This window comes from Paenibacillus sp. FSL H8-0282 (assembly GCF_037963825.1).
Lineage (GTDB): Bacteria > Bacillota > Bacilli > Paenibacillales > Paenibacillaceae > Paenibacillus_AQ > Paenibacillus_AQ odorifer.
Genome location: NZ_CP150146.1, coordinates 703,074 through 716,145, shown reverse-complemented (window position 1 = coordinate 716,145; position 13,072 = coordinate 703,074). Strand labels below are relative to the sequence as shown.

The window sequence follows — 13,072 nt, the reverse complement described above, 5'->3', positions numbered from 1 at the left end:
TATGACAATGCTTTATTTTCAAGGATTTGCTAAGATGAAATACAGCATTACTTCACGGAAATCTCCGGGAAAGAAGGAATTGTCTTTTGAAAATAGATCGATTGCTCTCTATCGTTATCCTGCTAATGAACCGCCGCCTAATTCAGGCGAAGGAGCTAGCCGATATGTTCGAGGTATCTGTGCGCACGATTTATCGTGATATTGAAAGCATTAATGGGGCCGGAATTCCTATCGTTACCTATCAGGGAGCGAACGGTGGGATCGGGCTTATGGAAGGATACCGGCTGGACCGCAATGTTTTGACGGATCGTGAGCTGGCGGATATTTTCACGGCTCTGCAGAGCGTCTCGTCTTATGGAGGAAATGAACATACTCTGCTCATGGAAAAAATCAGCAGCGTAATCCCGCCCTCCCAATCCGCCGCCTTCCGCAGCAAAACGACTCAGCTCATCATCGACTTCTCCCCATGGGGTCTTCAACGTATTCTGGAAGAAAAGCTTGCCACTCTAAAAGAAGCACTTGAGGAAAGCGTGACCGTAAACTTTGATTATGTGGATGCTGCGGGTCAGACAAGCCAGCGTTCGGTAGAGCCCTATACTTTAGTGCTAAAGGGGCAAGCATGGTACTTATATGGATTTTGTCTCAATCGTCAGGATTTCCGTCTATTTAAGCTGTTGCGCATGAAAGAGCTCGTTAAGAATACCCAAGTTTTTATTGCAAAAGATGTGGATGCAAGCGAGCTGCCTTGGAGCAACGAGTATCAGAGATCAACCGTAACAACAGCAACACCCATCGTTTTGCAGTTTAGGGCTGAAAGCAAACATCTAGCGGAAGAGCGGTTTGATTCTACCGAGCTACTGCCCGACGGTAATGGAGGTTACAAGGTTACCATCAACTATCCTGAGGATGGATGGCTGTATGGTTTCCTGCTAAGCTTCGGGATGCATGTAGAAATCTTAGAGCCACCGCATATTCGGCAAAAGCTGGGGCAGCTTGCAGCAGGCATAGCAGCAAAATATACAACCTAACAATAAACCTGACGGAATGCCGTCAGGTTTATTGTTCTATACTGAACTTAAAGCGGGCGCTCGAGAGCTTGCATACCTTTAAAGGAGTGTTAAATATGGGACATGAACATGTAGAGCAAGGAGATCTTAAAATTTGTCAAAGCTGTGGGATGCCAATGCCTACGGCGGAATTGCTTGGAACGGACCAGAATGGCAACAAGATCGAAGATTACTGCGTGTACTGCTATGAGAATGGCGCATTCAAACAGCCTAATATCACGTTGCAAGAAATGGCTGACATTTGTACAGGCTATATGGTCGAAGAAGGAATGGATGAGAATGTTGCCCGTAAACTTCTCGCGGAGCAGCTGCCACATTTGAAACGCTGGAGTGATCCTGCAGCTGTGTCTCCAGCTAACTAATAGCATCACAACAAAAAGAAGCGCCCTAGGAACCATAACGGTTCGTAGGACGCTCCTTTTTCCATTCTTTTTTAGCCCAGTTTTTTATTGATTGTCCTGCTGTGGCTGCACTTCTTCCGTCTTCAGGAAGTCTGGCTGCGGTGAAGTCTTTTTAATAAAGAAAGCCAATACCAAAGCAACTACAGTGATCCAGGTAGCAATGTTAAAGGCATGCGTAACCCCGCTAATTGTAGCCTCTTGCGTAAGCTTAAGCATCGCTGCTTTATCGTTTAACGAAACCGTTCCGCTCATAAGCGTATCAGTGATTGTGCTCTTCGTCTTATTGGTCATTAGACTGACGAACAACGCCATTCCCAGCGCGCCTCCGACCGTCCGCAACGTATTCGACATTGCTGTACCATGCGAGCTTAAACGCTGTGGAAGCTGGTTAAGTCCAGCCGTTACAATCGGCATCGATAACATCGACATGCCTAACATCCGAACCGTGTAAGTAATAATCATATGCGTATACGTCGTACTGTCTGTAAGCTGGCTGAATTGCCAGGTCGTAATTACTGTAATAATCAGGCCTACCACAGACAGCCATCTTGCCCCGATTTTATCAAATATAATCCCCGTGATTGGAGACATAATTCCCATTAGAATGGCTCCCGGCAACAGCATAAGACCGGACTCCATTGGCGTAAAGCCACGGATCGTCTGCAAATAAATCGGCAGCAAAATCATACCCGAATATAAAGCCATCGTAATGATGATATTGATTAATGTCGTGAGTGAATACATATTGTATCTGAAAATCCGGAACTCAAGCAGAGGTGTCTCAGCCTTAAGCTCTCTCCATACGAATAAAGCCAGTGCAATCACACCCACAATGAGGCAGGTAATGACTGTTGCACTTCCCCAACCATCGGTTCCAGCATCACTGAAGCCGTACAACAATCCCCCAAAACCAATTGTAGACAGGATAACACCCGTTTTATCCAGCTTCGGAGAGGTTGTTTGCCCTACATTTTGCATTGTTTTCATACCTAGCAAGGTAGAAAGAATAGCCAGCGGAAGAACGATAAAGAACAATACGCGCCAAGAATAGTTCTGAACTACCCACCCTGACAACGTTGGACCTACAGCTGGAGCAAAAATCATGGCTACCGCCATTAGCCCCATCGCTTTTCCCCGCTCTTCAATTGGGAAGATGCGAAGAAACACAATATTCATTAACGGCATCAAAATCCCTGCGCCAACCGCCTGAATGACTCTGCCGACCATGATCATTTCAAAGCCTGTTCCGATTCCACAGACAAGTGTACCTAACGAAAAAAGTGACATCGCGGTGATGAATAGCTGGCGGGTCGTAAACTTTTCCACCAGAAACGCACTAATCGGTATCAGCACACCGTTCACGAGCATAAATCCCGTTGTTAGCCACTGTGCCGTATTCGTTGCGATTTTTAGATCGTCCATTATGCTCGGCAATGCCACATTAAGAAGTGTTTGGTTCAAAAGTGCGACAAATGCACCTATTAAGAGCGCTGCAATAATCGGTCCTCTACGTATTCCCTTAGTTGCCGCTGCAGCGTTACCTGTAATTGTACTCATAAATTCTGTTTGTCTCTCCCCTGCTCTAAGATCTGAATGATTTCGGTATGAATCCTAAGTAATTCGCCTGCATCCTCGGCAGGTATATTGGATAGTGGAAGTAAGTGTCTTCTGAGCGATTGCTTACTTCTTTCCCTGATCTCTCTGCCCTTTTCAGTAATCGCCAAGTTGTATATACGCCGATCTACCTCAGAGCGCTGTCTTGTGATCAAATCGGCTTTCACCATCCGGTCCACTACTCCGCTCGCTGCACTGTTCCCCAAATGTAATAGCTCGGCAAGATCTGTAATGCCAATATCGGGATTTGCAGATATTTTGCGGAGAACCATCAACTGTGTTGGTGTGATGTCCAGCTCTTCAGCATCCTTCCACAGCAACTGCTGAAATGCATGGCTAATCCGGCGAAAAGAGGAGAATATATCATCTAATTGCTGCTCCTTATCTTCCAAATCTTCACCTCCAAAGAATTAATTAGTTAGACCATCTAATAGTTCGCATGCGTACTATTTTACACCTTAACTAAATTTCGGTCAATATTTTGCTGTAACTTTCTGAAAGTTAATTTTGTATTGCAGGAAAAACATGAAAATCATACATAAGTGCACAAAGCATAAAAAAAGCGAACCAAGGTAGATCCTTGGCCCGCTTTTTCGTCTGAACAATGCTCAGGTTAAGCTGTATGAACTTTCAGGTAAAGTCTGCTGCTGAGGCTTATCCTGCAGTTTTAAATTAGATGGCTTAGTCTCTTCCTGGCTGCTGGCAATTGACATCATCAGCTTAATCCGATTCGCTTGGTTGACTACGCTAACTCCAGCATCATAGTCAATCGCCACGATATTTGCACCCGGATATAATTCCTTAAGACCTTTAATCATCCCACGCCCGGTGATATGGTTGGGCAGGCACGCGAACGGTTGAATACAGGCGATGTTGTTCACACCATTATCCAACAAATCCATCATTTCTGCGGTTAAAAACCAGCCCTCACCCATCTGATTCCCTACGGACACCAGTCGGCTGGCCTTCTCGGCAAGACCATAAATATTCTCCCGTCCTTTAGCCAGCCCCGCATCCTCAAGGGCAACCTTAATCGGCTTACGGTAAATTTCCAGATAAGAGATCAGCATGGGATTGATATAGCCGAGCCGTTTGCTTTTGCCGAATTGCTCAGCTTTGTAGATCGGATTATATACACAATAGAAAATGAAATCCAGGAAGTCCGGCATTACCGCTTCCCCGCCCTCTGCCTCGATCATCTCTATAATGCGGTTATTGGCATTCGGATGGAATTTGATCAGGATCTCACCGACAATGCCTACTCTTGGTTTAGTAATACCTGTAACGGGCAGCTTGCAGAACTCTGCAACAATCTCACGAATCAGGCGTTTGTATTCTCGGAATGAAAAGTTGGATAAGCTTGCCTTGCAACGCTCCATCCCTTTGCGGAATAGAACTTCCGCACTTCCTGAAACAACCTCATGCGGCCTAAAGTGATTTAACATCCGCATCATAAGATCACCATAACAAGCGGCAGCTATCAACCGATTCGCCAGCTTAAGACTGATACGGAAACCCGGCTGATTCTCCATCCCTGAAGCGTTGAGTGAAATCACCGGAATTTGTTCAAGGTCTGAATCCTTTAAGGCTTTGCGCAGCAAAGAAATATAATTCGTAGCCCGGCAGCCGCCACCCGTCTGTGACATAATCACAGCAGTACGATCCGGATCGTATTCCCCACTTTTCAGCGCCGACAGAATCTGGCCAATCGTCACAATTGCCGGATAACACGCATCATTATTAACGTATCTCAGACCTTCTTCTGTCTCTTCGGGTCCGGTCGTCTCAAGTATCTTCAGGCGGTATCCGGCATCGCGAAACACCTGCTCAAACAATTCAAAATGAATAGGCGACATCTGTGGCGCAAGAATGGTATAGGTCTCTTTCATTTCCTTTGTAAATAACACATTAGCCTGCACTTTTGGCGGCTTTTGCGGCACTACCTTACCTTTTTCACGCTCACGCATTGCCGCCAGCAATGAACGAAGCCGAATGCGCGCTGCACCAAGATTGCTGATCTCATCGATTTTGATCAATGTATATACCTTGTTATGTCTTTCCATAATATCCTGTACGGCATCACAAGTGATCGCATCGATCCCACAGCCGAAGGAAGTCAATTGAACAAGCTCCAGATCCGAGCGGACTGCAGCAAGGCGGGCTGCACGGTACATCCGGGCATGGTAGGTCCACTGATTAACAACAGCCACATCCCCTTCGCTGTGGTCCAGATGGCAGACAGAATCTTCTGTCAGCACGGCGAGTCCCATCCCGGTTATCATATCCGCTATCCCGTGATTAATCTCAGGATCGGCATGATAAGGGTGTCCACAGAGCAGGATTCCTTTGGTTCCAGTATCAGCTAGGTACACAAGGGTCTCTTCCCCTTTGGTACGCACATCACCTTTGGCGTTATCAGCCTCTGTAAGTCCCGCCTGCACCGCGGACGCAATCTCTTCTCGCGGAATGCTGGTAAATGTCTTCACCAGCCCTTTGGTCAGCGCAGAAATATCATCGAAGGTCAGGAATGGACTGACAAGCTTGATTCCATTGTCCTTTAACCCATCCATATTGTTGCGAATGACTTCGGGATAAGAGGCGACCACTGGACAATTGAAGTGATTATCCGCAGCTTCATCTTCTTTTTTCTCATACACCACCGCTGGATAAAAAATAAAATCGACACCTTTACCGATCAGGCTTTGCACATGTCCATGCGCCATCTTCGCAGGATAACATATCGATTCTGAAGGAATCGTATCCATTCCGCTTTCGAAAAGCTTCTTGCTTGATTTAGGGGAGAGAATCACCCGATAGCCCAGTTTGGTGAAAAAAGTGTGCCAGAACGGGTAATTCTCAAACATATTCATGGTACGCGGAATCCCGACGGTCCCCCGCCATGCCCCTGTTTCCGGTAAACTCTCGTACTCAAAAAACCGTTCATATTTATACTGCATCAGATTCGGCAGGACATTTTTCTCTTTTTTGACTCCTGCGCCGCGTTCGCAGCGATTGCCGGTCACATAAAAGCTCTTATCCGGAAAACGACTGATCGTCAGCGCACAGTTATTCCCACAGCGGCCACAGCGGCCTGAGGAGACCTCATATTTAAAGCTGGCAAGCTCCTCTGGTCCAAGCAGCGTACTGGATCCGTTAACCCCTGCTTGCTCACGCGCAATCAGTGCACAGCCGTAAGCTCCCATTACGCCAGCTATATCCGGTCTAACCACCGTCCGCCCCGTCAAGGACTCAAAGGCGCGCAATACAGCTTCATTATAGAAGGTACCGCCCTGAACGATGATATTTCGCCCTAAGTCCTCCGGATTGCGGATTTTAATTACCTTTTGCAGAGCATTCTTGATCACAGAGTAGGCAAGACCCGCCGATAAATCCGCTAATGATGCGCCCTCCTTCTGAACCTGCTTGACCTTAGAGTTCATGAACACCGTGCAGCGCGAGCCCAAATTAACAGGCTGAGTCGCTTCGAGTGCAGTTTTGGCAAATTCCTCGATCCCAAGTCCGAGGGCAGAGGCAAAGCTCTCCAGAAAAGAGCCACAACCGGCTGAACAAGCTTCATTGAGCATAAGGCTGTCGATAGCACCGCCACGGATTTTGATGCACTTCATATCCTGACCACCGATATCCAGTATGAAATCTACTTCTGGCATGAACTTGGAAGCTGCCTTGTAGTGTGCAACAGTCTCTACTTCTCCGCCATCTGTCCGCAGAGCGGCCTTGATTAACCCCTCACCGTACCCTGTCACATATGATCCTGCGATATGGCAGCCTTCAGGCAGAACCCGGTAGATCTCCTTCAGTGCATCGCTGACCGAATGCAGCGGGTTGCCTTTGTTGCTGCCATAAAAGGTATAGAGAATTTCGTCAGCCGAACCGGTTAACACGAGTTTAGTTGTGGTTGAGCCGGCATCAATTCCTAGATAACAAGGTCCACGATATAAGGCTAAATCTGATCTCGCTGCAGAGGCTTTGCCGTGACGAAGCCGAAATTCTGCAAGCTCAGCGGCATTCTCAAAAAGCGGAGGCAATTCAGCATCCGCAGCTCGATCCGCAGTAAAATCAACCGCCGCAATTCGCGTGATCCAGCTTGAAAGTGGCAATACGACTGGATCAGCTTCGGAGAGCGCAGCTCCAATCGCCACGAAATACTGTGAGCGTTCCGGGAACAGGATATCCTCCGCCGCCAGCTCCAGCGTTTCCGCAAAACGCTGCCGCAAGGCAGGCAGGAAGGTCAGCGGGCCGCCAAGAAAAGCCACCCGTCCTCGAATCGGACGTCCACAAGCAAGACCGCTAATCGTCTGATTAACGATACTCTGAAAGATCGAAGCCGCCACATCCTCCCGGCGTGCTCCTTCATTAAGCTGCGGCTGTACATCGCTTTTGGCAAATACACCACAGCGTGAAGCTATGGGATAGATTCGCTCATGCTTCTCCGCCAAAATATTTAAGCCTGCCGGATCGGTCTGCAGCAGCGCTGCCATCTGATCGATGAACGCTCCCGTTCCGCCCGCGCAGGCTGTATTCATACGCTGCTCAATGCCGCCCCGAAGATATATTATCTTAGCGTCCTCTCCACCCAGTTCAATCGCCGTGTCACATTCCGGAATCAGCGCACTGATCGCCTTCGTGCAGGCTATCACCTCCTGAATAAAGGGAACTCCACCTAATTTGGATAAAGACAAACCCGAGGAACCGCTTACAGTAAGCCTAGCTCCCCTCTCTGGGAATCTGTCACGTACATCAGACAGAAGAGAGAGGGCCGCTTTTTTAATATCGCTATAATGTCTTACATAGTCTTGATAAACAATGATGTCCCGCTCTATGACAACTAATTTAGCAGTAGTTGATCCGATATCAAGCCCAATATGCAGCATTATCACTCCACCACCTCTTCTTGCTCCAAATTTGAAGCAATTATGAGGAAACTATATCATGACAACACCTTATATAAGCTGTTAAAAATGTAATAGACATCAATAAAAAGTAATTAGTAAAATTTATGATTCGCTTATTCCTGCTATCGTGTTTGCGACATGCCCTTTTACCCGTACCTTCCGCCATTCTTCCACTAATATCCCCTGCTCATCAATCAGAAAAGTAGATCGCACAATTCCCATAAATTCTTTGCCGTAAAGTTTCTTGAGCTGCCATACGCCGAACATTTCACTTACCTTATGATCCTCATCAGACAGCAGTGGAAAGGGCAAACTATGCTTCTCTGTAAATTTAGCGTGTGATGCCAAAGAGTCCGGACTAATGCCCAGAACAACCGCACCCACCGCCGTGATTTGATCAAAAGCGTCACGAAATTCGCAGGCCTCCTGCGTGCAGGCTGGTGTCATATTTTTAGGGTAAAAATATAAGATGACCTTTCGGCCCAAGAAATCACTCAAACTAACCTCATGCCCATTGGAAGAGGGAAGGGTGAAATTGGGTACTTTTTGTCCAATAGCTACTTCGATCAAGATATATCCACTCCTTCTTAAGATTGGGGAATTATTCCTAAATTGCACGTATCCCCAAAAGAAATTATAATGTAGTCAACGTGAATGCGAAAGGAAGAACGAGAAATGCCACCTAGAAAGAAAAGGCACGCAAAGACTGGTAAGTCAAAAAAGAAACCGCTGCTTTGGACGCTGGCCATTATACTCCTCCTTATTATCGGTGGGGCCATTTTCTACATTACAACCATTTACAATGAGCTTGGTAGCATGTCGAATACTGAAGATTCCCCTTTTCAAAATGCAGAGACCGTTGATGTCGACACCCCTGAGCCTCCTAAGTGGGAAGGTACAGAGCCTGTTAATATCCTATTAATGGGTGTAGATGCCCGAGGTGTGAAGAAAGGGGAAATCCCCCGTTCAGATACAATGCTCGTCGCTTCTCTCGACCCTGTGAAGAAGAAAATCAGTGTATTTTCAATACTGAGAGATACGTACGTTCCGATTCCAGATCATGGCGAGAAACGTATTAATACAGCGATTATTTATGGACCTAATACTGCGATGCAGACCGTCAGCGATCTGCTCGGTATCCCAATTCAATATTATGTCTACACGGACTTCCAAGGATTCATCAAGCTGGTTGATGCCGTTGGGGGTGTGGATTATGAAGTCGAAAAAGATATGGTCTACAAAACCGTTGCAGACGGTCCGGAATATGATATTGATCTAAAAAAAGGATATCAGCATCTTGACGGCAACATGGCGTTACAATATGTTCGCTTTCGGCATGACGCTACCTCTGATTTCACTCGAACCGAGCGTCAACGCGGTTTTCTCAAGGCTGTGGCTGATAAGCTGATCAGCACCACCTCCATTGTCAAGCTGCCAAATATCCTGTCGCAGGTTACGCCTTATATTGAAACCAATATGTCAGTTAATGATATGTGGAAGCTGGCAAGCGTAGGGTATAATAGCAGTATGGGTGGCAGTGAGCAAATTCCGCCAATGGATCTGCTCACTGAGGAGACTACAAGTGACGGATCACAGGTTATCGGAATTCGTAGCGAAAAGAAGCTAAAAGAATTTATACAGGATACCATAAATGGTCCTGAGCCAACATCAACCCCTACATCGGAGAACACCTCCAATAGCAGTTCTGGCGGGACCCATTAAGGGCCTGACAAGCAAAGTTCACATGTACACAAAGCAGTGACTTGGTATAATACGGGCGGACAACGGAAAACACCGTTGTTCGCCCGTTCCCTTGAGCACCAACAATCGAAAGGATGATCACATTATGAATCGCTCCACATCTGAACAACTTTATCACGAAGCCCTCCAGCATATCGTTGGGGGTGTAAATAGCCCTTCCCGCTCCTTCAAAGCCGTTGGCGGCGGAGCACCTGTATTTATGAAACGCGCCAGTGGATCTCACTTCTGGGATGAAGACGGCAATGAATATATCGATTATCTCCAAGCCTATGGACCGATCATTACCGGCCATGCCCACCCTCATATTACCAAAGCAATTACGACAGCAGCAGAAAATGGTGTTCTTTACGGAACCCCAACCCAGCTCGAAATTAAACTTGCTAAAATGCTAAAAGAAGCCATTCCTTCTATGGATAAAGTACGTTTCGTCAATTCTGGAACCGAAGCGGTTATGACAACGATTCGTGTAGCCCGTGCCTATACAAAACGCAGCAAAATCGTAAAATTCGCTGGCTGTTACCACGGTCACTCTGATCTGGTGCTTGTAGCAGCAGGATCCGGACCTTCTACACTTGGCATTCCAGATAGTGCCGGTGTTCCAAGCAGTATCGCCCAGGAGGTAATCACCGTTCCCTTTAATGATCTGGACAGCCTGAAAGAGGCGCTGGAGAAATGGGGCGAAGATGTCGCAGCTGTTATGGTTGAACCGATTGTGGGGAATTTCGGCATGGTGATGCCTAAGCCTGGTTTCCTCGAAGGACTTTGCAAGCTGGCTCACGATAATGGCTCCCTTGTTATTTATGACGAAGTCATTACTGCCTTCCGCTTCCATTATGGTTCTACACAAACCTATGCGGGGCTGGATAATCATGAGGACATTACTCCTGACCTTACTGCACTTGGCAAAATCATCGGTGGCGGCCTGCCTATCGGCGCTTACGGCGGCCGCAGGCATGTTATGGAACAGGTAGCTCCACTTGGACCGGCATATCAAGCCGGCACAATGGCGGGCAATCCTGCGTCTATCTCTGCAGGGATTGCTTGTTTAGAGGTTCTGAGTGCAGAGGGTGTATACGAAGAAATGGATCGGCTTGCAATCCGCCTCGCCGATGGACTTCAAGCATCTGCAGACCGTCATGGCATTCCACTGACAATCAACCGCATCCGTGGTTCGTTCTCCACTCATTTCTGTAATCATCCGGTTACGAATTATGACGAGGCTCAGGATACAGACGGCGAATTGTTCGCCAGCTTCTTCCGGCATATGCTGAACCGTGGCATTAACCTTGCCCCTTCGAAATACGAAGCTTGGTTCCTGACCACAGCACATACTGATGCAGATATTGATGCTACACTTATCGCAGCTGAAGAATCCTTCCGCGCTATGGCGGCTGAGAAATAAGAATGGATTATGAAACGCAGTGCTCTATAAGCTGAATAACAGCTGCATAGATTAAGGGGCTGTCCCAGTCCCATAAACCGCAAATGTTAAAAGAGCAGCGATTCTCCTATATTGGAGGATCGCTGCTCTACATTTTTACTCATCCACGGTCTGCCTCTGTAGCTTGTGGCAAGCTTAAGCCAGCCGATCTCAAGCGTCAATTTCTCTAGGCTACGTAACAGGTATCGCCAGACCTTCCCGGAGTTTAGTACAAGGGTTAGGGAGCTTGAATAGATAATCAGGGAAACCCTCCCTATAATTTAGCTGATTTAGCGGAAAACAAAGAACTTACCCCATTTTTTAGGGAGGAAATCCCTAATTCTGTTCATTTACAGAGAATATAGGTTATTTTCAGGGAGTTTTCCCTAATAACTCTGTAGCTCACACCGCAAAAAGCAGACACACACCGTATATAGTCTAGGGGTTAAAGAAAGAATCGTTTTGTAAGAGTGTGAGCGATAGTGACCACCTTTATCTACGGATTTCATCCGCTAACAGCGTTTGGAAGTCCAAATATTCTACTGCTCTCATGTAAAATCCACCTGCTTGTCCAACGTAATCTCAGTCATTAACGGTCTTAACATTTGCTCGCTCCCAGGTACTAGTGAAAACTCTACACCCTCCAGATGCTCCGGCAGCGTTGGGGCGACCAAGAATTGCATTTGTGTATGCGCTCCACCTCCATGACCACCATGCGGCTGCACTTCATATTCATTCTCACCCGCCACTTCAAGCGTTAAAGCCGTTCGAAGATGGATATGTCCTACAGCTTCTTTTAAATATTTGATTTCCACAGTAACTATGCTGAAGGCTTCATACTGCATAGCATGCGTAAGTATATATTCACATTCTTCAACGACCGTCCGCTTCACAATCGGAAGCACTCCCAGCAATAAACCAGGCTCTTCCCAATATTGTCTTCTGGGTACAGTTTCATTCATAAGGTGCAAATGCTGCACAATCTGAGTAGTATTCATCTCGAATCTAGTTGCCCATTCCTCAAGTAGCTTACTATCAGGGGATAATCGTTTCTTGCCTGTTATAGCTTTACGTTCCTGAATCAGACTCAAAATCTGCTCATCAATCTTTTTAACCTCATCATTGTATTCGTTGGCGAATCCTCTAATTGGCATTCTGCTCCAGTTCATTTAACGCCCTCCTCTTATTACTAATTTAAATCCATTAATTGTAAGGGTACATCCTTCCGATTGATTTGTAAAATATTTGAAATATCATAATCTTGCCGATAGGTAAAAAAAAGCGACCATCAGCTTTACGCTGTAAGGTCGCCCGCTTTTTAATTCAGAGTTACTCTCCTACTCATATAAGTTCCGGATCTCCACGCCCTGAGGCAGCTTAAACGGGTTCTCCTTGTTAATTCGGTCATAGAACATAATCCCATCGAGATGGTCTATTTCATGCTGGATGATGATAGCTTGGTAGCCCTTAAATTTAAGGACAACCTCCTTGCCCTCCAGATCATAACCCTTCACCTTCACGGTTTCATACCGAGGTACAAAGCCATGCACGGGACGATCAACGGACAGACAGCCCTCGCTTTCTGGTAAGTACACCATAGACAAGGAGTGGCTTATGATCTTAGGGTTAACCCAAGCATGCTCTACAGCCCGCCCTCTCTCGTCTGTAAGATACATCGCGAACATACGCTTCTCCAGTCCGATTTGATTCGCCGACAGACCTACGCCAGAGCGCAGCTTATATTCTTCGGAAATCTCCGGGTCCTGACTGTTCTTCAGAAATTGAAGCATACATTGCAAAGCCTCACGATCTTCCGCCTGTAATGGAAGCTCTACTGGTTGTGCTACGGTACGAAGTACGGGATGACCCTCCCGCACTATATCATCCATGGTGATG

The 13,072-nt window shown here is 46.7% G+C and carries 10 protein-coding genes; 4 read left to right on the top strand and 6 right to left on the bottom strand.

What is annotated here, in order from left to right:
• The first annotated feature begins 86 nt into the window (after positions 1 to 86).
• Both NST94_RS03135 and NST94_RS03130 read left to right on the top strand, forming a co-directional pair.
• Complete coding sequence (locus tag NST94_RS03135; protein ID WP_339189427.1) at positions 87 to 1,028, top strand: YafY family protein; 942 nt, start codon at positions 87 to 89, stop codon at positions 1,026 to 1,028.
• Between the two features lie 95 nt (positions 1,029 to 1,123).
• Positions 1,124 to 1,429 (top strand): zinc ribbon domain-containing protein, encoded by a 306-nt coding sequence (locus NST94_RS03130; RefSeq protein ID WP_052096752.1) that lies wholly within the window; start codon positions 1,124 to 1,126, stop codon positions 1,427 to 1,429.
• Positions 1,430 to 1,513: 84 nt separating this feature from the next.
• Here NST94_RS03130 and NST94_RS03125 read toward each other — a convergent pair whose 3' ends face one another.
• From NST94_RS03125 to bcp, 4 genes are all read right to left on the bottom strand, one after another.
• Entirely contained in the window at positions 1,514 to 3,025 is a 1,512-nt protein-coding gene (locus tag NST94_RS03125) for a DHA2 family efflux MFS transporter permease subunit (protein WP_076106051.1), read from the bottom strand.
• Positions 3,022 to 3,474 (bottom strand): MarR family transcriptional regulator, encoded by a 453-nt coding sequence (locus NST94_RS03120; RefSeq protein ID WP_076130529.1) that lies wholly within the window; start codon positions 3,472 to 3,474, stop codon positions 3,022 to 3,024. Before NST94_RS03120 ends, NST94_RS03125 begins: the two co-directional genes overlap by 4 nt.
• Before the next feature lie 216 nt (positions 3,475 to 3,690).
• Complete coding sequence (locus tag NST94_RS03115) at positions 3,691 to 7,974, bottom strand: acyl-CoA dehydratase activase-related protein (RefSeq protein ID WP_339282124.1); 4,284 nt, start codon at positions 7,972 to 7,974, stop codon at positions 3,691 to 3,693.
• A gap of 123 nt (positions 7,975 to 8,097) precedes the next feature.
• The gene (gene bcp / locus NST94_RS03110; RefSeq protein WP_076186308.1) at positions 8,098 to 8,565 is read right to left on the bottom strand and encodes a thioredoxin-dependent thiol peroxidase; all 468 of its coding nucleotides are present in this window, start codon (positions 8,563 to 8,565) and stop codon (positions 8,098 to 8,100) included.
• A 105-nt stretch (positions 8,566 to 8,670) separates the two neighbouring features.
• On the opposite strand from bcp, the gene NST94_RS03105 reads away from it, so the two are divergent.
• Together NST94_RS03105 and NST94_RS03100 are read left to right on the top strand one after the other, a co-directional pair.
• The gene (locus tag NST94_RS03105; RefSeq protein WP_076305528.1) at positions 8,671 to 9,717 is read left to right on the top strand and encodes an LCP family protein; all 1,047 of its coding nucleotides are present in this window, start codon (positions 8,671 to 8,673) and stop codon (positions 9,715 to 9,717) included.
• A gap of 124 nt (positions 9,718 to 9,841) precedes the next feature.
• Positions 9,842 to 11,158, top strand: a complete 1,317-nt coding sequence (locus NST94_RS03100; RefSeq protein WP_339281636.1) for a glutamate-1-semialdehyde 2,1-aminomutase — start codon at positions 9,842 to 9,844, stop codon at positions 11,156 to 11,158.
• Between the two features lie 566 nt (positions 11,159 to 11,724).
• Here NST94_RS03100 and NST94_RS03095 read toward each other — a convergent pair.
• Together NST94_RS03095 and def are read right to left on the bottom strand one after the other, a co-directional pair.
• Positions 11,725 to 12,345 carry a hypothetical protein gene (locus NST94_RS03095; protein WP_076220196.1) on the bottom strand — a complete coding sequence of 207 codons (621 nt, stop codon included), beginning with the start codon at positions 12,343 to 12,345 and terminating at the stop codon, positions 11,725 to 11,727.
• Positions 12,346 to 12,513: 168 nt separating this feature from the next.
• Complete coding sequence (def, locus tag NST94_RS03090) at positions 12,514 to 13,065, bottom strand: peptide deformylase (RefSeq protein WP_036679906.1); 552 nt, start codon at positions 13,063 to 13,065, stop codon at positions 12,514 to 12,516.
• Between the last annotated feature and the right edge of the window lie 7 nt (positions 13,066 to 13,072).